At 41.0% G+C, this 23,328-nt stretch carries 23 protein-coding genes; 18 read left to right on the top strand and 5 right to left on the bottom strand.

Annotation, left to right across the window (positions count from 1 at the left end; translation table 11 throughout):
• The first annotated feature begins 46 nt into the window (after window positions 1-46).
• The 6 genes from WG954_RS04180 to WG954_RS04155 all read left to right on the top strand — a co-directional run bounded on the left by WG954_RS04180 (window position 47) and on the right by WG954_RS04155 (window position 6,694).
• Window positions 47-1,117, top strand: coding sequence for a sensor histidine kinase (locus tag WG954_RS04180; protein ID WP_340433947.1), 1,071 nt, complete (start codon window positions 47-49; stop codon window positions 1,115-1,117).
• Window positions 1,118-1,134: 17 nt separating this feature from the next.
• The gene (locus WG954_RS04175) at window positions 1,135-1,887 is read left to right on the top strand and encodes a LytR/AlgR family response regulator transcription factor (RefSeq protein WP_340433945.1); all 753 of its coding nucleotides are present in this window, start codon (window positions 1,135-1,137) and stop codon (window positions 1,885-1,887) included.
• Window positions 1,888-1,974: 87 nt separating this feature from the next.
• A complete protein-coding gene (locus WG954_RS04170; protein ID WP_340433943.1) occupies window positions 1,975-2,322 on the top strand; it encodes a YciI family protein in 348 nt (115 codons plus the stop codon).
• Window positions 2,323-2,424: 102 nt separating this feature from the next.
• Window positions 2,425-3,699, top strand: coding sequence for an RNA polymerase sigma factor (locus WG954_RS04165; protein WP_340433941.1), 1,275 nt, complete (start codon window positions 2,425-2,427; stop codon window positions 3,697-3,699).
• Between the two features lie 120 nt (window positions 3,700-3,819).
• Window positions 3,820-4,056, top strand: coding sequence for a CAMCR motif-containing small membrane protein (locus WG954_RS04160; RefSeq protein ID WP_340433939.1), 237 nt, complete (start codon window positions 3,820-3,822; stop codon window positions 4,054-4,056).
• 232 nt (window positions 4,057-4,288) lie between these two features.
• Window positions 4,289-6,694: a zinc-dependent metalloprotease gene (locus tag WG954_RS04155; protein WP_340433938.1), complete on the top strand. Its 2,406-nt coding sequence runs from the start codon at window positions 4,289-4,291 to the stop codon at window positions 6,692-6,694.
• Between the two features lie 84 nt (window positions 6,695-6,778).
• Here WG954_RS04155 and meaB read toward each other — a convergent pair whose 3' ends face one another.
• Window positions 6,779-7,681: a methylmalonyl Co-A mutase-associated GTPase MeaB gene (gene meaB, locus WG954_RS04150; RefSeq protein ID WP_340433936.1), complete on the bottom strand. Its 903-nt coding sequence runs from the start codon at window positions 7,679-7,681 to the stop codon at window positions 6,779-6,781.
• Between the two features lie 153 nt (window positions 7,682-7,834).
• Here meaB and WG954_RS04145 point away from each other — a divergent pair, with 153 nt between their 5' ends.
• The 9 genes from WG954_RS04145 (at window position 7,835) to WG954_RS04105 (ending at window position 15,776) form a co-directional block, all read left to right on the top strand.
• A complete protein-coding gene (locus tag WG954_RS04145) occupies window positions 7,835-9,070 on the top strand; it encodes an O-antigen ligase family protein (RefSeq protein WP_340433934.1) in 1,236 nt (411 codons plus the stop codon).
• Between the two features lies 1 nt (window position 9,071).
• The gene (locus tag WG954_RS04140; protein WP_340433932.1) at window positions 9,072-9,833 is read left to right on the top strand and encodes a glycosyltransferase family 2 protein; all 762 of its coding nucleotides are present in this window, start codon (window positions 9,072-9,074) and stop codon (window positions 9,831-9,833) included.
• Between the two features lie 41 nt (window positions 9,834-9,874).
• On the top strand, window positions 9,875-10,516 hold the full coding sequence (locus tag WG954_RS04135; protein ID WP_340433931.1) for an LON peptidase substrate-binding domain-containing protein: 642 nt from the start codon (window positions 9,875-9,877) through the stop codon (window positions 10,514-10,516).
• A gap of 9 nt (window positions 10,517-10,525) precedes the next feature.
• Window positions 10,526-11,251, top strand: a complete 726-nt coding sequence (locus tag WG954_RS04130) for a type III pantothenate kinase (RefSeq protein WP_340433930.1) — start codon at window positions 10,526-10,528, stop codon at window positions 11,249-11,251.
• Window positions 11,226-12,581 carry a BamG family beta-barrel-assembly machinery protein gene (bamG, locus tag WG954_RS04125; protein ID WP_340433928.1) on the top strand — a complete coding sequence of 452 codons (1,356 nt, stop codon included), beginning with the start codon at window positions 11,226-11,228 and terminating at the stop codon, window positions 12,579-12,581. Before WG954_RS04130 ends, bamG begins: the two co-directional genes overlap by 26 nt.
• Complete coding sequence (gene lptC / locus WG954_RS04120) at window positions 12,574-13,152, top strand: LPS export ABC transporter periplasmic protein LptC (RefSeq protein WP_340433927.1); 579 nt, start codon at window positions 12,574-12,576, stop codon at window positions 13,150-13,152. The genes bamG and lptC overlap by 8 nt, the downstream gene beginning before the upstream one ends.
• A 189-nt stretch (window positions 13,153-13,341) precedes the next feature.
• Window positions 13,342-13,797, top strand: coding sequence for a MarR family winged helix-turn-helix transcriptional regulator (locus tag WG954_RS04115; protein ID WP_340433926.1), 456 nt, complete (start codon window positions 13,342-13,344; stop codon window positions 13,795-13,797).
• An 8-nt stretch (window positions 13,798-13,805) separates the two neighbouring features.
• Entirely contained in the window at window positions 13,806-15,008 is a 1,203-nt protein-coding gene (locus tag WG954_RS04110; RefSeq protein WP_340433924.1) for a glycoside hydrolase family 10-like protein, read from the top strand.
• 9 nt (window positions 15,009-15,017) lie between these two features.
• Window positions 15,018-15,776, top strand: a complete 759-nt coding sequence (locus tag WG954_RS04105; protein WP_340433922.1) for an LOG family protein — start codon at window positions 15,018-15,020, stop codon at window positions 15,774-15,776.
• 17 nt (window positions 15,777-15,793) lie between these two features.
• On the opposite strand, the gene WG954_RS04100 is transcribed toward WG954_RS04105, so the two are convergent.
• Window positions 15,794-16,690 carry a DMT family transporter gene (locus tag WG954_RS04100; protein ID WP_340433920.1) on the bottom strand — a complete coding sequence of 299 codons (897 nt, stop codon included), beginning with the start codon at window positions 16,688-16,690 and terminating at the stop codon, window positions 15,794-15,796.
• A gap of 40 nt (window positions 16,691-16,730) precedes the next feature.
• Window positions 16,731-17,828 carry a glycosyltransferase gene (locus WG954_RS04095; protein WP_340433919.1) on the bottom strand — a complete coding sequence of 366 codons (1,098 nt, stop codon included), beginning with the start codon at window positions 17,826-17,828 and terminating at the stop codon, window positions 16,731-16,733.
• A 67-nt stretch (window positions 17,829-17,895) separates the two neighbouring features.
• On the opposite strand from WG954_RS04095, the gene WG954_RS04090 reads away from it, so the two are divergent.
• Complete coding sequence (locus tag WG954_RS04090; RefSeq protein ID WP_340433917.1) at window positions 17,896-18,054, top strand: hypothetical protein; 159 nt, start codon at window positions 17,896-17,898, stop codon at window positions 18,052-18,054.
• Window positions 18,055-18,172: 118 nt separating this feature from the next.
• Window positions 18,173-18,424 carry a hypothetical protein gene (locus WG954_RS04085; protein ID WP_182802614.1) on the top strand — a complete coding sequence of 84 codons (252 nt, stop codon included), beginning with the start codon at window positions 18,173-18,175 and terminating at the stop codon, window positions 18,422-18,424.
• Window positions 18,425-18,520: 96 nt separating this feature from the next.
• Here WG954_RS04085 and WG954_RS04080 read toward each other — a convergent pair whose 3' ends face one another.
• Both WG954_RS04080 and WG954_RS04075 read right to left on the bottom strand, forming a co-directional pair.
• Window positions 18,521-19,603, bottom strand: a complete 1,083-nt coding sequence (locus WG954_RS04080) for a mannose-1-phosphate guanylyltransferase (protein WP_340433913.1) — start codon at window positions 19,601-19,603, stop codon at window positions 18,521-18,523.
• A gap of 75 nt (window positions 19,604-19,678) precedes the next feature.
• Complete coding sequence (locus WG954_RS04075) at window positions 19,679-20,653, bottom strand: KpsF/GutQ family sugar-phosphate isomerase (protein WP_340433911.1); 975 nt, start codon at window positions 20,651-20,653, stop codon at window positions 19,679-19,681.
• Window positions 20,654-20,907: 254 nt separating this feature from the next.
• Here WG954_RS04075 and recQ point away from each other — a divergent pair, with 254 nt between their 5' ends.
• Window positions 20,908-23,241, top strand: a complete 2,334-nt coding sequence (recQ, locus tag WG954_RS04070) for a DNA helicase RecQ (RefSeq protein ID WP_445298465.1) — start codon at window positions 20,908-20,910, stop codon at window positions 23,239-23,241.
• Window positions 23,242-23,328 lie beyond the last annotated feature (87 nt).

Raw genomic sequence — 23,328 nt, 5'->3', positions numbered from 1 at the left:
TACAAACTTTACATGCACAAGCAGCAAACGAACGAAACCGGAACTGATGCCGACTAACGCACAAAACATAGCGACGAAACTGTTTGGTCCGAAAGACAAGATCAACGACATCGGTATCCGTGTGGTGCTGGTGCCTTTGTTTGGCATTGCCATTCCCTTAATTACGCAGATGGTGCCGCATGCACAATTCAGCAACTGGCAAATTAAACTCAGCTATCTCTACACCATATTAATTGCGTTAGTAATCTATGAAGGAGTCCGGTTTTTACAATTTACACTGCGTTCGTATTTCGATTGGTTGAATAAACCGTTGAAGAAAATTTTAGCTTTTATCATCACTATTCCGTTTTATGTAGTACCAGTAAGTGTGTTGATGCTGGTGGGCTGGTACAAGATATTCATGAACGGAGTGGTTGATTGGCATGTGGTGCGGCTATCATCCATCATCATTTTAATTGCTGTTTTCTTTTTGGTGAATTTGTATGAAACGGTTTTTTTGGTGCGGGATGTGGCAAATGATAAACTGCAGCAGGAACAATTGGAACGTGCAAAAGCAGAAGCTGAACTGGAGGCTTTGAAGAACCAGATCGATCCGCATTTTATTTTTAATTCGCTCAATACATTGTCGCATTTAATTGAAGAGAAACCGGAGAAGGCCAAGCTCTTTAACGATCATATGGCCGATGTGTACCGCTATATTTTGCAGAACAAAGCAAAGGATCTTGTATTGCTACGTGATGAGATGTTGTTTATGCAGGATTATTTTTCATTGTTAAAGATCAGGTTTGAAGATGCGTTGCAACTGGAAGTGGATGTTGATGAAGCATTATGGGATCAGTATTTAATTCCGCCTATTTCGTTACAGGTCTTGTTAGAGAATGCGGTAAAGCATAATGAATTTTCGGAAACATCACCCATGCAGATACAGCTTCGATTTGTGGGGCATGAATTACAAATGCGGAACAGGCTAAAAGAAAAAAAGCTGCGTAAACCATCATCACGTATTGGTTTGCAAAACCTCGAAGAACGGTACCGGCTCAGTACAGGTAAATCCATTCGTGTTGAAGAAGAAGAAGAAACTTTCAGAGTTTGCTTACCCATTCTGAAAATCGATTGATTGTAAATATCACTTATATGCGCATTGTAATTATTGAAGATGAAAAACCAGCCGCAGAAAAACTTAAGAAAGCTTTGCTGAAAGCAAACCAGGATTTTGCAATAGAAGCGGTGCTTGGCAGTAACTCAGCGGCTGCAGAATGGTTTTCAACTCATCCCATGCCCGATCTGTTGTTCATGGATATTGAATTATCTGATGGGCTTTCGTTTCAATTGTTAGATAAGGTAAAGATCAGCTGCCCCATTATTTTCTGTACGGCTTATGATGAATACTGGCAGGAAGCTTTTGAACATAATGGCATCGACTATTTGTTAAAACCTGTGAGCGATGAAAAACTGCAACAGGCATTGAATAAATATGAATCACTGAAAAAATACTTTGCTCAAAATTTACAGCAGTTGTTACAATCGCAACAAAAACAAACATCAGAATTCAGGAAGCGTTTTTTGGTGAAGCGTGGCAGCGATTACATCAGCATCAAAACAGAAGACATTGCTTATTTCTATGCCACACATAAACTGGTGTGTATGGTTGATAACCGCAGCCAGAAGTTCATACTTGACCAATCACTTGCTGACTTGGAAAAGGAAACTGATCCTTCCGTTTTCTATCGTGTAAACAGGAAGTATTTAGTGAATGTATCGGCCATCCAGAAAATCAAATCGTATCCCAAAAGCAAACTGGAGCTTGAACTGCAACCCGCCGCTCCCGAAGAAGTGATCGTAAGCCAGGAAAGTGCAGCAGCATTTAAAGAGTGGATGGGGAGTTAAAAATAAATTTCAAGGACATGTCCGGATTATGTTCGGTTGTTCGTCAATATATAAATCATTATTCACTCATCTCTTAAAACAATCTTTATGGAAAAGTTTATGTTGATCTTTCAAGGTGGAGTATCTCCCGACGCATCTCCCGAAGCAATGCAGGATAATATGGGTAAATGGCTGGCCTGGGTTAATAAACTGGCAGCTGCGGGTAAGTATGTATCAGGCGAACCTTTATTACCCGGCGGTAAAGTGATCAAAGGCAATAGTAAAAATGTAGTTGATGGCCCTTTTACGGAAGGGAAAGAAATTGTAGGCGGTTACTTTATCGTGAATGCCGGGGATTATGATGAGGCCGTTGCACTATGTGAAGATTATCCTGATTATGAATCGGGAGGAACCATTCATGTAAGACAGGTTATGAAAATGGAAGTACCTGCATAAAGTGTCTGCAATGCCCTGCTACCGCAGGGCATTGTTCATAAAAGCCTGCTAAAAAGGATCATTTGCCAATCTGCTTTTTATAACTTGCAGAAAAGCATTTTTTTGCAACAGTCATCTACAATAGAGCAAACAGTTGATCATCTTTTTCGTCATGAATGGGGAAAGTTGGTAGCTGCTCTCACCAAAGTGTTTGGCGTGCACAACCTGCAACTGGCTGAAGATGTGGTGCAGGACACATTGTTGAAAGCCTTGGATAACTGGAAGATCAATGGACTGCCGGCCAATCCTTCTGCCTGGTTGTTTACAGCTGCACGAAACAAAGCTGTGGATGTGATCCGTAAACAGAAACAAGGCGAAGCATATGCAAAATCAGTTTCTCATCTTTTACAATCAGAATATACATTGGCTCCAACAGTTAATGAGTTGGTGAATGATAAAACAATTGATGACGACAGATTGCGGATGATGTTTGTCTGTTGTCATCCTTCTTTACCAACAGAAGCGCAGGTGGCCTTGATTTTACGTATCCTTTGTGGGTTTAGTGTAACAGAAATTGCAAAAGCTTTTGTAAGCAATTACGATACTATTGAAAAGAGACTTTATCGTGCTAAACAAACGTTCCGTGAAAACAAGATCGAGTTTGAATTGCCTCCATCATCAGAACTGAATAACAGGGTGGAAAATGTATTGATGGCGATTTACCTGTTGTTCAACGAAGGATATAATTCCACCAATCATGAAGATCTCATTCGCAATGATCTTATGAATGAGGCTATGCGTTTGTGTGAACTTGTTTGCAGAAGCCCGTCTGTACAGCATGCGAATGCACATGCGTTGATGGCATTAATGTGTTTTACTTCTTCCCGAAATGCAGCACGTATGGATGAGGAAGGAAATGTTTTACTGTTGAAGCAACAGGACCGTAGAAAATGGAACAGGGCTTTAATAGAAACAGGCGTGTATCACCTGGAGGAATCGGCTGCTGGAGAAACCATCAGTAAATATCATATTGAAGCAGGTATTGCTTACGAACATGCACAGGCAAGGGATTACGATCACACCAACTGGCACAATATCCTGAATTGTTATAATCTGTTGTATCAATTGTATCCATCACCTGTAATTGCGCTTAATCGGGCTATTGTTGTAAGTGAACTAAAAGGCGCAACCGAAGGAATTAAAGCCATAGAAGCTATTCATGGATTGGAAACATTGAAAAACTATTATCTGCTACCTGCGACACTCGGCGAACTGTATTGGCGGCTCAAAGAATATGATAAAGCCCGGGAGTATTTTGAAGAAGCCATAGAACTAACCCAATCTGCCATCGAGAAAAAGCTATTGCAGGGGAAGCTGAGCAAGACGGAGAGGGAATAAGCAATCGCTAATGGGCAATAGGTAAATTAGCGCTTCCCGTTTTATTTGTCTGTTGCCAATTGCTTATTGTCAATTCTTCTTACTTGTTCTTCCCTTAACTTTGCAGTTCAAACTAAGAACATGAAAAAGTGGGGATTGATGATCGTTTTTTTAGCCATTGCATTGCTGATTGCAGGCATTGATGCTGAAGCACAATGTTCGATCTGTACAAAAACTGCTTCACAGCTTGGTGAAAAACCAGCGAAGGCCTTGAATGGTGCCATTATTTATCTCATGAGCACCCCTTTACTCATCATTGGTTTCATAGGCTGGCGCTGGTGGAGGTTACAGAAGAAAGACGAGGAAGCACAAGCTTAATTTTCCCTTTATTCTAATCATCGGTAATTCTAATTCCGCCTGACGAGGGCGTCCGGAATGTAGTAACCATTAATCAAATTACTTTTTGCCAATCAACGGCATCCCGTAACTTGTATGCAACAATCAACTGCATATGAAATGAGCTTCAACAAATATTCATTTTTATCCTAAGGGCAATGAATATTTGTTAAAGCGAATACTATGTGGCCAAAATAAAATAATAAAGGTGCACATGAAAAAATTAATTTTACTAGTGTTGCTGTTACCTCTTTTTACAACGGCACAGAAACTTCCCTCTATTGAAGAAAAGACAAACGGCCTGAAAAAATATGAAGGTTACTTCACTTTCTACTGGGATGAGAATACAGGAAAAGTTTGGCTTGAAATAGATAAGTTAGATACAGAATTTTTATATGTTGTTTCGCTTCCCGCAGGTTTGGGATCAAATGATATTGGTCTGGATCGTGGTTTGTTGGGCGAAGACCGTGTGGTGAAATTCAATAAAGTTGGGCGCAAGATCTTACTCATTCAACCCAATTACAGTTACCGTGCGCTATCAAATGATGCTGCAGAAAGGCGTGCAGTAGAGCAGGCATTTGCTCAAACAACAGTCTGGGGTTTTACCACCGAAGCAGAAAGCAATGGTAAATTCCTTGTTGATGCAACTGATTTTTTGATGCGTGATGCAATGAAAGTAAGCAATACTATCCGACGGATGCGACAGGGAAATTATGTACTGGATAAAACCCGTAGCGCCATGTACCTTGCACGCACCAAAAATTTTCCACTTAATTCTGAATTGGAAGTAACCGTTACTTATACCAACAGTGATGGTGAAGTAGGCAATTTTGTACAATCAGTTACTCCTTCAACAGAAGCAATCACACTTCGTATTCATCATTCATTGGTGCAGTTACCCGATAATAATTATAAGCCGAGAGTGTTTGATCCCCGTAGCAGTTTTATTCCGGTTTCATTTTACGACTATGCATCACCCGTTAGTGATCCCATCGAAAAACAATACATCATCCGTCATCGCTTAAAGAAAAAAGATCCGGCTGCTGCAAAGAGCGAAGCAGTGAAGCCGATCATTTATTATTTAGATAATGGAACACCGGAGCCCATCCGTTCTGCTTTACTCGATGGCGGCAAATGGTGGAACCAGGCGTTTGAAGCTGCAGGTTATGTGAATGCATTTGATGTAAGAATTCTGCCTGATAGTGCAGACCCCATGGATATCCGTTACAATATGATCAACTGGGTGCATCGTTCAACACGTGGCTGGAGTTATGGTGCTTCTGTTGTTGATCCACGCACCGGTGAGATCATCAAAGGACAGGTATCGCTTGGTTCTCTTCGAGTGCGACAGGACTATCTCATCTTCTCCGGATTGTTATCGCCTTACGAAACAGGCATTCCCGCAAATGATAAAATGTTGCAGGCTGCATTGGCCAGGCTACGTCAATTATCGGCCCATGAAATTGGACATACTATTGGATTAATGCACAACTATGCAGCCAGTGTAAGCAACCGTGCAAGTGTGATGGATTATCCGCACCCAACTATTCGTGTAAATGCAACTGGTGAAATGGATTTTTCCAATGTGTATGATGATAAAATTGGTGATTGGGATAAAGTAGCTGTTACTTGGGGCTATCAGGATTTTCCTGCAGGAACAAATGAGAAAACGGCATTGAATAATATTATCATCGATGCAAATAAAAAAGGATTGCAATTCATCAGCGATCGGGATGCACGTGCACCGGGTGGTTTACATCCGCAGGCACATTTGTGGGACAATGGTGTAAATGCTGCAGACGAACTAAAAGAAGTAATGAAAGTGCGCAGCAAAGCCTTGCAACAATTTGGAGAGAAAAATATTGTGCCCGGTATGCCAATGGCGATGCTGGAAGATGCGTTGGTGCCGGTTTATTTTTATCATCGTTATCAAATAGAAGCAGCCACAAAACTTGTTGGCGGTATGTATTATAACTATGCATTACGTGGCGATGGACAACTCATCACCAAAATGTTGCCGAAGGAAGAACAACGCAAAGCACTGAATGCAATTGTTGATTGTATTGATCCGAAAGTTTTGATGGTACCCGATCGTATTGCAGCATTGATACCACCACGACCATCGGGTTACGGCAGTTCAAGAGAATTGTTCCGCAAACGCACTGGTTTATCATTTGATCAGTTATCACCTGCTGAAACAGGTGCCGATCTTCCCTTCTCTTTTTTATTCAACAGCGAACGGTTGAGCCGAATGGTGCAGCAGGAAGTAAATGGTGGCTTGGGTGTTTCTGAAATGATTCAAACATTAATCGATAAAACATGGAAAGCACCACGAAGGAGCGGTATGGAAGGATTGATTCAGCAACAAACGGAACAGGTATTATTAACGTATTTACTTGCATCATCTGTTGATGAGAATAATTCATTTCTTGTTCGTGCTGCTGTACAAAAAGCATTAAGCGATCTGAAAAAACAAATTGAATTGCAATTAAAAACCGCAACTGGCAATACCGCCGGTCATTTGCAATTGGCATTGGAGCGTATGAAGAATCCGAAAGATGCGAAACCAACCTTGCATAAAGAAGCGCCGCCGGGTGCACCGATTGGTTGTGAGGACTAAGCTAAGAGATGAAAGAGTAGAAAAAGAAAAAGAGGAGATCGAAACGGTCTCCTCTTTTTTATCTCTTTTCACTCCTTCTATTTCTTAGCTCATGTATTTTACTATAAACCGGTACAAATTAAAATCACCCTTTTTCAGTTCTTCTTCAATCTGCAGTTTCATTTCTTTCTTCAACACATCTTTCATGCGTTGTTGTTGAATAAGATAATAGGCTTTCTCCGCCAGTAACCAGCTTCTTCTTTCGTTTACATGCTGCTGTTGTAATAATGTTTGAATGTTTTGCAGCAATTCACCTGCACCGTTTTGTTCGGTGGCAATTGTTTTTACCACCGGTATTTCCTGTGTATGTGTTGCAAATGCAGGAGCTAACATCAAACGAAGATTACGAACAAACAAATCAGCTTCCGGACGATCAGCTTTGTTCACGGCAAAAATATCAGCGATCTCCATCAACCCTGCTTTCATCGTTTGTACTTCATCACCAGCTTCGGGAACTAAAACAACAACTGTAACATCCGCCAGGCCTGCAATTTCAATTTCACTCTGTCCCACACCAACTGTTTCTACAATTACATAATCAAACCCGGCTGCTTTACAGGTATCGGTGATCTCTAAAATTTTTGGATGCAATCCACCTAACGATCCACGTGTAGCTAATGAACGGATAAATACGTTGGGATGATTGTACCAATTACTCATGCGTATACGATCGCCCAACAACGCACCAAGATTAAATGGCGAGGATGGATCAATACAAAGCACCGCAACTTTTTTTCCTTCATTCACCAGCAAACCGATCAAACTATCCGTCAAGGTACTTTTACCGGCACCGGGTGGTCCGGTTAATCCAATAACAGGAGTGGCAGATGCAGGTAAGGTTTGTAAGAAATTTTCATAGCCTTCCACTTCGTTTTCAATCAACGAAATGCAACGTGCCAGGCTTTTGGCATTGCCTTGTTTAACTTCTTGCAGTAAAGCAGCCCACATGACACAAACCTAACTGAAATAATTATTCAAAGCGCATTACAGCCGTTGATAGGGAAGATCGGGACAGGTTTCATCACAGTTATCTGCAACATCAGCACGTACATCAAACGGAGTTGGTATAACATTGAAAGTTTGTTTATTTGCAGTTCCAACATGTCAACAAACAGATCCACGATACATTTTTATCTTTTTTGTACGGGTATACTCTTAATGATGGTTGGTTTCCTTGTTAGTCGTGCAATGCTCAGCATTGGGATGATCACCGTTATTGCAAATGGATTTCTGCAGGGCGATTTTAAAGAACGTGTGAAAGTTTTTAAAAAAGATAATTTACTTTCCGGCATTAGCTGTCTTTTTTTGCTTCCATTTATTTCAGGCTTGTGGAGCAGCAATCAATCTGTCTGGCTGGAAATGATGCAGGATTTGATTCCATTATTTCTTTTACCCTTTGCAATGACAATACAAAAAGGGTTTGAACGAAAACATTTTCTCTTATTTGCTTTAGTATGGATCTGTTTATTATTTATAGGCTCTGTGTGGAGTGCCACTCATTATTTAAGCGATCAGGAAATCTACCAGGCATTGTATCGCATATCGAAAACACTTCCTACACCTGCAGAAAATGATCATATCCGTTTCAGCATGGCCATTGTAATTGCATTACTGCTATGGTTGAAACTGGAAGAATGGAAAATTAGCTCACCTAATGTAATTAAATGGGCTTGTCGCATTGCCGCCGCATGGTTTATAATTTATCTGCATTTACTTGGCGCCAAAACGGGCCTGATGGGTTTGTATATTGTTGTGCTGCCTTTATTTATTTGGCAATTGTACCATACAGGAAGTAAACAATTGGCAACTGCAGCTCTTGTAGCTGTGTTGTGTTTACCTGTTGCAGCCTATTACAGTATACCAACTTTTCGTATCAGGTTACAGTATGTGATATATGAGCAAAACAATTGGCAAGAGAAACAATTTGCAGGAAATTTCAGTGATGTAAACAGGTTAGCTTCTATTCGTAGTGGATGGCATGTTTTTCAAAATAATTGGTTAGCTGGTGTGGGTTATGGAGATATAAAAGACGAAGCAGGAAAATGGTATGCAGCTAATGCGCCTGAAATTCCGTCATCACAACAATTTCTTCCGCTTAACCAATGGATGCTGAATGGAAGCGGTGCAGGTATTGCAGCCGTTCTTTTATTTACAGTGGTTGTGTTATTGCCTTTTTTTAGTAAACATTGGCAGCAAAACAAACAGGCACTTGCTTTTGTATTGTTTATGGATCTCGTGTTTTTCTACGAGTCAACAATCAACGATCAATTCGGTGTGTTTTTGTTTTGTTTTTTTATATTGTATTGGAATTTATCTATTCGCCCGGTCAAACAGTAGTATGCAACCTATATCTGTCGTAATTATAACAAAGAATGCCGCCCACCTGCTTGCACCCACATTGCAAAGTGTAAAATCACTTACCGATGACATTGTTGTTTGTGATACTGGCAGTAACGATGCTACAATTCCTGTTGCTGTAAAAAATGGTGCATCAGTGATCGAAGAAAAATGGAGAGGGCACGGCCTTACAAAAAATATAGCCAATGAGCAGGCAGTGTACGATTGGATATTGCAAATAGATGCTGATGAAATTGTAGATGAAGAACTTTTACAAACCTTACTCCACCTCGATCTTTCAAATGAGAAATTTGTATACACGATACGCCGTAAGAATTTTTTTAAAGACAAATTGATCCGTTACGGCGATTGGCGCAGAGATGAACCATTTCGATTATTCAACCGCAACCAGGCATTATGGAACGAAGACTACGTACACGAAAAACTGGTTTATGAAGATGGTTGTGTAGTGAAAAAACTGAATGGCTACATTCTCCATAAAACTGTTCAGTCAACTGAGCAGTATGAACAAAAAATGAAAGCCTACGGTATTAAAAGCGGGGAACAATATTTCAAAGCAGGGAAAAGAGGAGCGTGGTACAAACGTTATCTTTCACCATTATATTCTTTTTTCAACAGCTATATTCTCAAATTAGGTTTTCTCGATGGCAAGGAAGGTTTGCAGATCGCTGCTATGACAAGGCGTTACACCCGTCTGAAATATCAAACCTTGTATAATCTTCAAAAAGCCGCTAAACAATAAAGTGGTTTCTTCGTTAATTTGTATACAGAACCAACCACTGCATGACGAATTTTATTCCCATCTTCCCTTTAAGCATTATTGTTTTCCCTGGCGAAAATCTGAACCTCCACATATTTGAACCACGTTACAAGCAACTTATAGCCGAATGTTTTGAACAGAAGAAACCTTTTGGCATTCCTGCAGTTGTAAATAAAGAATTAAAAGACCTTGGCACATTAGTGGAAGTAACAGCCATAAAGAAAGTGTATGAAGATGGTAAGATGGATATTACCACACGTGGCGTAAAAGTGTTTCGTTTATTGGAACTCATTAAAGAAATACCGGAAAAATTATACAGCGGCGCTATTGTTACTTATCCTGAAGATGAAGATGATGGCAAACGTGAGTTGATGCAGAAAGTAGTAAAAGGAATTAAAGAACTGCATCGCCTGCTGGAAGTAAGCAAAGACTTTAAAAAACCCGAAGAAGAATTAAAAGCCTTTGATGTAGCACATCACATGGGTTTGAATATTGAAGAAGAATATGAATTACTTGGCCTTTTCCAGGAAGCGCAAAGACAGGAGTATCTGAAACGTCATTTAGGTAAAGTAATTCCTATGTTATCAGAAATGGAAAACCTGAAAGACAAAGTAAAACTTAACGGACATTTCAGGAACCTCGAATCGTTTGACTTTGATCTATAACTTGCACACATGCCCACTACCATTTGTTTCGATTTCGGCAACACACGTTTAAAAGCAGCGGTGTTTGAACAGGATCAGCTGAAAGAAATTGTTATTCTGCCGGATGATCACCGCTCAACCATTGAAGAGATCGTTCAGAAATATAAGCCGCAGTTTACCATTCTGTCGTCGGTGGTGAATCATCAACCCGTGGTAGAAGACGTGCTGAGCAGCCATACCAACTTTCATAAATTATCACATCTCACAAAACTGCCTTTCAGCACCCCGGTTGGTAAACCTGAAACTATTGGTGCCGATCGGTTGGCACTTTGTGCAGCCGCCGTTTATCTCTTCCCCCAAAAAAATAATTTAGCCATTGGTTTAGGCACCTGCATCACCTATAATTTCATCAATAATCAGAACCAGTTTTTGGGTGGCAGTATTTCACCCGGGCTTGAAATGCGTTTCAAAGCCATGCATGGGTTTACGGCCAAGCTGCCATTGGTAAATATGGAGTGGCACTTCCCTTTAATTGGGTATGATACCAAGACAAATTTGCTCAGCGGAGTTGCTTGGGGGATGGCCAAAGAGATCGATGGAATCATTGATGCATATGCTGAAAAGTACGGGAACTTTAACGTGCAATTAACCGGGGGTGATACGCTTCATTTTGCTCCTCTGCTCAAAAACCAGATATTTGCAGACCCTCAACTAATATTTAAAGGTCTGTATGCAATCAGTGAGTTCAATCGGTAAGCGTGTTTCGTTGGTGTTCGTGCTATCGTTAACAGTTATTTTTCCCGCTATTTCACAGGATAATTCGCCCTGGAGCCGTTACGGTTTAGGCGATATTGTTCCTACAGGCAATGTTGCCACAAGGGGCATGGGCCATTTAGGGGCTGCATATAGCGACTTTCAAACAATCAATTTCGTAAACCCTGCTTCGTACAGCCGTTTTGGCTTACAGCGTTCCATCCTTGATGTCGGGATCGACATCAACAGCCGTAAGCTGAGTAATAACAGGGGCGACACCTATACTTCCAACAATGCGGTGATTCCTTACCTGGCAGCAGGTTTCCAGATCAAACCCGTAAAGTCAAAAGTAAATTGGGGAATGGCATTTGGTCTGCGCCCGGTTACAAAGGTGAGTTACAATATTCAATCGGGTGGCCGTCTTCCTTCAGGCGACAGTACGATTACTCTTTACGAAGGAACAGGTGGCAGCTACCAGGCATTTTTAGGTACAGCTATCGGCATTAAGAATTTCAGCATTGGCGTAAACGGAGGCTACCGTTTTGGTACTGCCGATTATACAACAAGAGTAAATATTTACAACGATACCGCTGTTGGCCGCTACCGTAGTGGTCAGAAAAAGATCCGCAATAAATTTGGTGCTGCGTTTGCAGAAGTTGGCGTGCAGTATATGATCAAATTAAAAGTTGATACAGTTAGCCGTAAATCAAGTGTGTTGCACCTGGGTGCGTACTCAACATTGCAAAGCAGCATGCGTTCAACACGTGATGAACTGTTTGAAACGTTCCTTATCGATCAGTCATCAGGAAACGATCAGCAGCTTGATTCAGTTTCAGAAGTAACAGATATCAAAGGAAATATTCTCTTTCCTTCAACCTATGGTTTTGGGTTGATGTATGAGCATGATGGTAAAAGCAGTTTGCGCTTAGGTGCAGATTATGTGATCTCAAAATGGGGCGATTACCGTTACAACGGAGCTAAAGATATGTTGCAGGACGGATGGCAGATAAAAGTTGGTGGACAATTCATACCTGATATTACCGGACGTGCAAAATCTTACTGGAGCCAGGTAATGTACCGTGCAGGATTTAACTACGGATTAGAACCATATACTGTTGATGGCAACATGAACACATATGGTATTACATTTGGTGTAGGATTGCCGATCAAACGTTTTACATACCAGGAGATCAACAAGAGTAATGTAGTAAATACAGCTTTTGAATTTGGCCAGCGTGGTAACCGCACCATGTTATTGCGTGAAAATTATTTCAGGTTTACGGTTGGTTTCTCGTTGAGTGATATCTGGTTCATTAAACGGAAATATGATTAATATTCTCAACCATATTTTTTCAATAAAGAAAGCAGCAGCACTAATTATGGGCTGCTTTTTTTTCATGGCATGCGAGAACGATCTTGAAAAGATCCGTGACATGCAGCGCACCCGTCTTTCGGTTGATGAGGTGAAAAATGTAACCAGCTACCTCAGCCAGGGCGGTAGAATGAAAGCAAAACTCACGGCTCCGCTTATGCTTCGTTACTTCGATAGTGTTCCAAGGGTTGAGTTCCCCAGTTCATTGCATGTTGATTTTTATAACGACAGCATGCAGATCGAGAGTTATCTCGATGCAAAAAAAGCATCCTACTACGAACAGCAGAGCCGTATTGTGCTGACGGATAGTGTGGTGGTAATACGAATTGATGGCGATACACTTAAAACCGACGAACTTTACTGGGAACAGAATTTGCATAAACTCTATACCACAAAAGATGTTGAGATCAGGCAAAAAACAAAAACCATCTTTGGTAAAGGTTTTGAAAGTGATGAGCAGCTAAAGAATGGCCGCATTGATTCTATTACCGGTATTCTGCTGGTTGGCGCTTCGAAATTTGCAGGCAATTAAGAGCCTTTATCCGTCCCTCCGAATTAAACAGCATTGAACAGCGATTACGCAACAATACCTTTGGAAACTATTTAATCGCCGGTATGTTATTAAGAGAGTTGTTAAATAAACACTTCTTCTGCTGAAGCAACAATTGCCGGAAATTAAATTCGTTTGAATGCAAACCTTTCATTAAAAAACTACCAGCTTATGAGTTTAGAAACAGACATTAAACAAATAAGGAAGTTCAGAAATGAACATCATAAAACAGTTGTCAATCTCATATTTACACATAACTGGGTTACAGAAAAACTGAAGCAGTTTTTGGATGAAGAAGATCTTACGCTTCAGCAATTCAACATACTCCGTATTTTACGTGGCAGCGATAAACCACTCTCAACATTACAGATACGTGAACGTATGCTCGATAAAATGAGTGATACCAGTCGTATTGTTGATCGGTTGCTGTTGAAAAATCTTGCAAAGAAAACCATCAGCAAAAAAGACAAACGCCTTGTTGATGTAACAATTACTTCAAAAGGCAAAAAACTCCTGAATAAACTGGACAGTACACAGTCGTTCATTGATGGAGTGATGAATAATCTTTCAGAAGAAGATGCCAGACAACTCAACTCTTTGCTCGATAAAGTGCGTGGTTCTGATTAATTTCGGATATGGCACGTGGTTATTTTCTTTTCATTCTTATTTTTTTACAATCGCTTGTTGCGGCCCAACCCAAACAGGAGTTCAGGGCAGTATGGATCGCAACAGTTGATAATATTGACTGGCCATCGAAAAAAGGGCTGGCGGTCGATTCACAAAAAGCCGAATTCATCCGCATACTGGACCTGCATAAAAACAATGGCATGAATGCTGTGATCATGCAGATTCGCCCGGCGACAGACGCATTCTATCCTTCACCTTACGAACCCTGGAGCGAATGGTTAAGTGGTGTACAGGGCAAACCTCCATCTCCTTATTACGATCCGTTGGCTTTTATGATTACGGAAACGCACAAACGGGGAATGGAATTTCATGCATGGTGCAATCCTTATCGTGCTGATTTCAATATTGGAAAAGCCTCGATCGCCCCATCACATATTACACGTTTGCATCCACAATGGTTTTTAGATTATGGTGGAAAAAAATATTTCGATCCCGGGAATAAAGAAGCACAGGCATTTGTAGTAGAAGTGATCCGTGATATGACGGAACGGTACGACGTGGATGCCATTCATTTCGATGATTATTTTTATCCTTACCGCATTGCAGGTAAAGAATTTCCTGATTCAATCTCTTATCATCAATATAAAAACGGGCTTGCAATAGATGATTGGCGAAGAAGTAATGTTGATTCAGTAATTGTTGGTTTGAGTCGTATGATCAAAAAAACAAAACCCTGGGTGAAGTTTGGTATCAGTCCTTTTGGTGTATGGCGTAACAGCGATAGAGATCCAAGAGGCAGCAATACAAAAGCAGGACAAACAAATTACGATGATCTGTATGCAGATATTCTCTTGTGGTTACGAAAAGGCTGGATCGATTATGTGGCACCACAACTTTATTGGGAGTTTGGTCATAAAGCAGCTCCTTACGAAGTGTTGATCGATTGGTGGAGCAAAAACACATACGGTAAACATTGTTATATTGGCCTGGGAATTTATCGTGCAGGCAGCAGTGATGCATGGAAAGACAGTACACTTATTCCACGGCAGATCGAATTACTCCGCAACACACCCAATATGCAGGGTATGATATTTTTCAGCAGCAAAACATTTAATAAAAACCCCAATGGATGGAACGATAGTTTGCGGTTGCATTATTTTAAAGAACCTGCACTTGTTCCTGAAATGAATTGGTTACCTAAAAAGAAATAATCAGAATTTATGAAAAATGAAAAGGAAGCAATAAAAACACAACTGAGTGAAATAAAATTTTTAGAAGGTCCGCAGAGTCGTTGGCGTGAATTCAAGTTTGCATGGAAGGTGTTACTGGAGTTTATAAAAGGTTACAGAAGCCTTGCGTTTGTTGGTCCTTGTGTCACCATTTTTGGCTCGGCTCGTTACAACGAAGGACACGAATACTATGAGCTTACGCAGAAAGTAGGAGCTGAAGTAGCAAAGATGGGGTTTACAGTTATGACAGGTGGCGGCCCTGGTTTAATGGAAGCTGCCAACCGTGGAGCAAAGCAAGTAGGTGGACGAAGTGTTGGTTGTAATATTGTGCTTCCGTTTGAACAGGATCCAAACCCTTACCTCGATACTTGGGTAAACATCCGCTACTTTTTTGTACGCAAAACATTACTCATTAAATACTCTTACGCCTTTATTTGTATGCCCGGTGGTTTTGGAACTTTGGATGAACTGTTTGAATCTATTACGCTGATTCAAACAAAAAAGATCAAAGACTTTCCGGTGATCGTAATGGGCAAAGCGTTTCATAAAGAAATGATGGAACATGTGCAACACATGAAAGAACGTGGCACCATTTCACCCAACGATGATCAGCTGTTCATTGTAACAGATTCAGTAGAAGAAGCAATGGAAGTGCTGAAAGAGAAAAGTATAAAACGTTTCGAATTAAAACATGAAACGCAAAGACCCTTTAGCTGGTTGTTTGAACGAAAGAATTGGCTTGGGAAATAATCAGTCCTTAAGGCATTTTACGAAACTGTCTTTTTTCTGTTTACAAGATACACGCCTGTAAAAATCAATGCAGCTGCAATTAATTTGTAACCTGAAACTGTTTCATGAAAGAAAATAGCTGATACAATTGCCGAGAACAGTGGTTGAAGATAAATGTAGGCACCAACTGATGCGGCACTTAAATGCTGCAATCCGTATACTGTGAAGTAATAAGCAAAAAATGTAGCACCTAATACAACAAAGGCCAATGCCGCAAAATGTGATGTATCGAATAAACTCCAGTCAATGGTAATAAACTCGTGCCAACAGAAAGGTAACACCATTATAAAACCCAGCGAAAATACCCAGCGTATGATGTGTATGGGTGTGTATTTCTTCATCAATGGTTTTACCAGTACATAATAAAAGGCATATGAGATGGCGTTGATCACAACCAAAACATCACCCAGCACCATGTTACTTCCTATTACTGAATTTTCTCTTGACAGGATCAATAAAACTGCACCGCAGATGCCCGATGCAAGGCCGGTTAGTCTGAGCACCGTAATTTTTTCTGTACGCAACAAAAAACCCAGCAGTAAAATAAAAACAGGTGTAACCAGAATGAGTAGTGCGCCGTGAATGGGTGTAGTTAATGTTAATCCTTTAATGAATAGCAGCTGATTGATTGCTACCCCGGTTAATGCACAAAGTAAAAAACGGGGAATGTCTTTTTTGTAAATACCGCCGTTGGAAGGCTTGAGCAGGAACAGAAACCAGAACAATAAAACGGCAACACTAACACGAATAAAATTAAGCCCGAAGGGTTTAATAAGCGAGGGCGAAATATATTTTACCACGCTAAAGTTAATACCAAATATTAAATTGGTAGCAAGTATGGCTAAATGCGCCTTATTGGTTTGGGTTGTTGACAAATGGATTTAAAAATAAAGCTGTAAAGTTATTGGAAACGCCTCATCTGTTGGTGAACTTCTGTACAAGTGTTGTAATGATGGCATTGTGTTGTTGAAAATCTGCTTCACTAAATGGTTGATTGTATAAAAAAGAATCACTAACAGTCAATGCTGTTGTAAGATGAAATTTTTCCTGTATTATAAAAGGAAACAATTGCTGCTGTTGCATATACTCCGCAAGATATTCCTGTTCCGGCTGACCGGGTGTTGGAATGAGTACCGCTTTTTTCTTCAATCGAATCAGATCCATCAACGTAGTGTAACCGCTTCTGCAAATGATCAGTTTCGATGAACACAGAGCTTCCTGCAAAAAAATAGCCGGTAAATGATTGTGTACGGTGATGTGTGAGGGTACTTGAAGTGTACTGCTGTGTTGCTCAGGCAATCCCCGGACAAGCAAAACAGTTTTCGTATAAGTTGAAAGCTGGCCAATCAATTTTTCCTCCAGTATTGTTCGTTGTGGTTCCGGGCCTGATAACATGATCATCACATCATATTTTACTTCAGTTATCACTGGGTTCATACGTGAAAGCAAACCAAGGTAAACCGGTTGTACAAGTGGAGTTGAAGGATGTGCTAACTCTCCCGCAAGATTTTCTTTGCCTTCAAGATCAGGCACCCACACGGCACGAAAGTTTTTCATGTAACGGCTATGCAGTTGTTGCAACAACCTGTTCAGCCATTTTCCTTTTCCTGAATTGATAAGAAGTTGATGGGTGATATAAACAGAGGGAACCTTCTTGCTATAAAACCCCGGTCGGTTATCGCTGATGATCAGATGAAACTCTTCTCTCTGTAACAGTTCACTCAACCATTGCTGTTCATAACGGATGCTTTTCAGTATGCCCGGCATTTGTTGTAGCATACTCCCAAACAGCGATGCATTTTTACTATACCTGATGCCGTAACCTTTCAGTGCCTTGATCTCGATCCCGGGGAATTCACTATTGAATAAAGCGGCTACCGCTCCATCAGCAGCAAGTACAACCTCGTGGCCATTTTCCTGTAAGGAACGGACAATGGGAATGCACCGGGTAGCATGACCCAGCCCCCAATCGAGGGGTGCCAGCAGTATCCGTCTGTTTTTTTGGCCGTTCATCGCAGAAATGACAATAATTGTGAGGGAAAGTAGTTATTTTAGAAATCACGATTTAAACAAATATCCAATGATCCGGAAAAATTTTGTGAGTTTGCAGATGCAGCGTTCAACTAAGTTTGGTTTTCTTTTGTTATTAGTTATTATTACTTTGTTGGGAAGCGGCTGCAGTGCATCAAAGAAAAACAGCTGTGGTTGTCCCAACAAAAAAGGGATGGTGGGTTATTAAAAATTGCTATCTGTTATGAAATGAGCCAAAAAATTATCAAGCAATTAGTGTCAACATGCGACGATAATTTTTTTGTGGCGAATAACATCTGGCAATATTTCTTATAAAAAAGAAGCAGATGAACAGGAATAAGCGGCGGGATTTACTTGTGTTGCTCAACAATGAACACCGGAGCAAAGAGGCTATTGATCACGAAGTGGAATGGCTGCACGAAGTATTGTATCATGTAGAGGAGCTGGAGAATTTCTGCAAAGCACATGAACTGATCGATCTCAACCGCTACAAAGTTTACACACAGTCCGGCAGGGTAAAGAAAGCAGTCATGCGAAAAGATTTTAAAGCATTTGAATTTATCAGTAACAAGAATTGAGGAAATAATAATATAGAAGATAGAATAATAATAAAAGGGAGATAATGAATTATCTCCCTTTTTCTATCTCCTGAATTCTATCTTCTATATTCTTTTCTAGAGAAACTTCTCTCCCTTATTTCTTTTCACCTCTGCCACGTATTCTTTGATCTCCTGCTCTTTTTCTTTTTTGCAGATGAGTAACACATCGTGTGTATCAACCACAATAAAATCATCGAGCCCCTGCAACAGAATTAATTTTTTATCAGGTGCATGTACCACGTTCTTGGTTGCATCAATGATCATCACATGTTTACCGGCCACAGCATTGCCAAAATAATCTTTCTCCATATTTTCATAAGCGCTGTTCCAGGTGCCGAGATCGCTCCAGCCAAATGATGATGGAACCACATACACGTTATCGGCTTTCTCCATAATACCATAATCAATGGAGATATTGGTGCATTGCGGGTAGATGCGGTCGATCGCTTCCTGTTCACCGGCTGTATTGAAATGTTCTTTCTCAGCAACAAACACTTCGTTCATCTCAGGAAGAAATTTTTCAAATGCTTTGATGATATTCTTCACCTTCCACACAAAAATGCCGGCATTCCATAGAAAGTCGCCACTGGCAAGAAAGGTTTTTGCCAGTTCAAGATTAGGCTTTTCTGTAAACGTCTTCACTTTGTACACATGATCAGCCACGGGCATCGGTTCGTGTTGAATATAACCATAGCCGGTATTAGCATAAGTGGGCTTAATACCAAGCGTCACCAGTGCATTAATACTGTCTACGAATTCAAATGCATCAGTACACACTTTGGTAAATGCAGGCGCATCAAGAATTAAGTGATCGGCAGGTGCACAAATCAGCAAACCTTCTTTGTTGATGAGTTGAAGTTTGTGGGCAATATAGGCCACGCAGGGTGCAGTGTTCTTTCTTGAAGGCTCACACAAAATATTTTCAGCCGGGAGATCCGGCAATTGCTTTTTTACAATATCAGCATACTCAGTGGAGGTAACCACGTAAATATTTTCATTGGGGATGAACTGGAGGTACCGATCGTATGTCGATTGTATCAACGTTCTTCCTGTATGGAGAATATCTAAAAACTGTTTTGGAAATGCGGTGCGGCTCATGGGCCAGAAACGGCTGCCGATTCCACCGGCCATGATGGCAACGTAATGATTCTTGTTCATAGTAATTAGTGAGTGGCGAGTAGTAAGCGGTGAGGAGTGAGTTTCATTCACCATTCACCATTGACCATTCACCTTTTATATCAATCCTTCTTTAATTAAATCGTGCAAATGTATAATGCCAAGGTATTGTTTGTTGTTAACAACCAATAATTGACTGATATTATTTTTCCGCATCAGTTCCATAGCATCAATCGCCAATGCTTCTGCTTCTATTGATTTTGGATGTACGGTCATGATCTGTGTTGCCGACACTTCATCTAAACGGTTATTCTTTTCCAGCATTCTGCGCAAATCACCATCAGTGATCACACCCAATAATTCATCAGCAGCATTTACAACAGCAGTGGCGCCTAATCGTTTCTTTGAAATCTCCACGATCACTTCTTTCAGCAATGCATCAGCCAATACTTTTGGTTGTTCATTGTGAATATAGAGATCAGCTACACGTAAGTAAAGTTTTTTGCCCAACGCACCTCCCGGATGAAACTTCGCAAAATCCTCTGTTTTAAAACCACGTAATTCCATCAACGCAACAGCCAGGGCATCACCCATCACCATCTGCGCAGTGGTGCTGCTGGTTGGAGCAAGATTGTTGGGGCAAGCTTCTTGGCTAACCGTTGTATCGAGTAACAAGTCACTTTGTTTGGCTAAATAGGAATCAAGATTGCCCACCATGCCTACCACCGGGTTACCAAAGTTTTTCACCAGTTGCGTCAACACTTTTATCTCCGGACTTTCACCGCTCTTGCTGATGATCATGACCACATCATGATTCAGGATCATACCGAGATCACCATGAATAGCATCAGCAGCATGGAGAAATACTGCAGGCGTGCCTGTTGAATTAAGTGTTGCAACAATTTTCTGGGCAATCACTGCGCTTTTCCCAATGCCACTTACGATCAAACGACCCTTCGCCTCCAGGATGGTTTGGCAGATCTTGCTGAAATCGTCGGTAAGCTGAGAAGACAACCCTTCAATGGCCCCCGCCTCCAGGGCAATCGTTCGTCGGGCGACATCAAGCGGGTTTGTATGCTGTAATTTATCCATTGGCGGGGCAAACCTACTGTAATTCAAGAGAACAGAAAAGAGCCAATTGTGTAAATCTTGTGGCCGGCGTTCAGGAAAAATCAATTATCTTAAAATAAGGCTTTTTTAGCAGCTTTTTGGCTAATAGACGGGGATAAGCTCCCCCGTTTTCAGTAACTTCGTGCCCCTTACAAAACAGCACCTCTGTGCTGAAACAGTCAACTGCCGGTAGAAAGTCCAGTTTGTAAAACCAAAGAGTGAAGGAAAAACAAGTGATGACAACAGTTAAGAAAAAAACTACGCCAAAAGCGGCCAAAACAACAACTATCGTAAAAGAAACGGCAAAAAAAGCTGCCCCAAAAACAAACGGGACGGTTGCCAAATCCAACGGTAAAAAGTCCGGCGCAACTGTAGCAGGTATTGATCTGTATGCAGCTCTCAACGAACATTTTGGATTTGATGCATTTAAAGGCACACAGGAAGCAGTGATCACCAACCTGCTGAGTGGGAAAGATACATTTGTGATTATGCCCACAGGCGGTGGTAAAAGTTTGTGTTACCAGTTGCCGGCATTGGTGAGCGAAGGGGTGGCAATCATTGTAAGTCCGCTCATTGCCCTCATGAAAAACCAGGTTGATCTGGTACGTAGCTACAGCAGCAAAGATGATGTGGCGCATTTTCTTAATTCAACATTAACCAAGAAGGAAATAAAAGAAGTGCATGATGATTTGCTGGCAGGCAAAACCAAAATGCTTTATGTGGCACCTGAAACACTCACCAAGCAGGAAAACATGGAATTCTTCAGTGATCTGAAGATCTCCTTCTTTGCTGTGGATGAAGCACACTGTATCAGTGAATGGGGTCATGATTTCCGTCCTGAATACCGCAGGTTGAAAGAAATGATGGACCAGATCAACCCCGATATTCCCATCATTGCACTAACAGCTACTGCAACGCCAAAAGTGCAGAGCGATATTGTAAAGAACCTTGGCTTACGCAATCCTGATATTTATATTTCCTCGTTCAACCGTGGAAACCTCTACTACGAAATTCAACCCAAGATCAAAAAAGATCAAACGGTAAAAAGTATTGTGAAGTTTATTTCACAAAACAAAGGCAAGAGCGGCATCATCTACACCCTCAACCGTAAAACAACGGAAGAGCTGGCCGATATGCTGATGGCGAATGGCATCAAAGCTGTTGCTTACCATGCCGGTTTTGATGGAAAGGTAAGAGCCGACAGACAGGATCAGTTCCTGAATGAAGATGTGCAGGTAATTGTTGCAACCATCGCCTTTGGTATGGGGATCGATAAACCTGATATCCGTTTTGTGATTCACTTCAACATCCCCAAGAGTATTGAAAATTATTACCAGGAAACAGGACGTGCCGGAAGAGATGGGATGGAAGGGAAATGTATTCTTTACTATTCGCATAAAGATGTGAGCAAGCTCGAACATTTAATGCGTGATAAACCATTAAGTGAACGTGAAGTAACTGCACAAATGATCCAGGAAACAGTTGCGTTTGCAGAAAGCTCTGTTTGCCGCCGTAAGATATTGCTGCATTATTTTGGTGAAGAATACCAGCAGGAGAATTGCGGCAACTGTGATAACTGTTTGCATCCGAAAGAAAAGATCGAAGCAAAAGACGAAGCAGTGATTGCACTCAAAGCGATCAAAGCATTGGGCGAACGTTTTGCAACAGAGTATGTAATACCGGTGATCATGGGCAGGTTAACACCACAGAGCCAGATGTATCGTCACGATCAGATCGCTGAATTCGGAAGCGGTAAAGAAAAGGATCAGCACTTCTGGAATTCACTCATCCGCCAGTTATTACTGCATGGGTTGGTGCAGAAAGATATTGAAGAATATGGTTTGCTCAAGTTCACCAAAGCAGGTGAAGCATTTTTGAAAAAGCCGAAGAGTTTCAAAATTGTTCTCAATAATTTATACGAAGAAGCTACTGCTGATGATGACGAAGGAGCAGATGCAGCTGGTGGTGGTCTGGCATCAGACGATAAGTTGTTTGAAATGCTGAAAGAACTGCGGCAGAAAGAAGCAAAGAAAAAAGGATTGCCACCGTTTGTGATCTTCCTCGAAAATTCATTGCTTGATATGGCCACGCTTTATCCTACCACGTTGGAAGAGCTGGAAAAATGCCAGGGTGTGAGTAAAGGCAAATCGATCCGTTATGGCAAACCTTTTGTGGAAATGATTGCGAAGTATGTAGAGGAAAATGAAATAGAAAAGCCTGATGAGTTTGTGATGAAGAGCGTGGTGAATAAGAGCGGCAACAAAGTATATCTTATACAAAATGTTGACAAACGTATTCCGCTTGAAACCATTGCCAAGAACAAAGGCTGGCGCATGGATGAAATGCTGGAAGAAATGGAGACCATTGCTGCAAGCGGCACCAAACTCCGCTTGGATTATGCCATTGATGAATGGCTCGATGAATACGAACAGGAAGAGATCATTGATTATTTCAAGACCTGCAGCACCAGTGATTTGAAAATTGCGCAGCAGGAACTGGAAGATGGTGGTTATAACTGGGAACAGCTGAAGATCATGCGCATTAAGTTTTTGAGTGAATATGGAATGTAAGCGGGCAAAGCAAATGCCTCCCTGCAATCAGTGAGAAACAACTGAATTTGAAATAAAAGGGCAAAGATTTCGATATTAAAGCTCATT

Source organism: Lacibacter sp. H375, assembly GCF_037892425.1.
GTDB lineage: Bacteria > Bacteroidota > Bacteroidia > Chitinophagales > Chitinophagaceae > Lacibacter.
The sequence above is the reverse complement of the archived record's forward strand: the minus strand, read 5'-3'. Positions and strand labels throughout refer to the sequence as shown.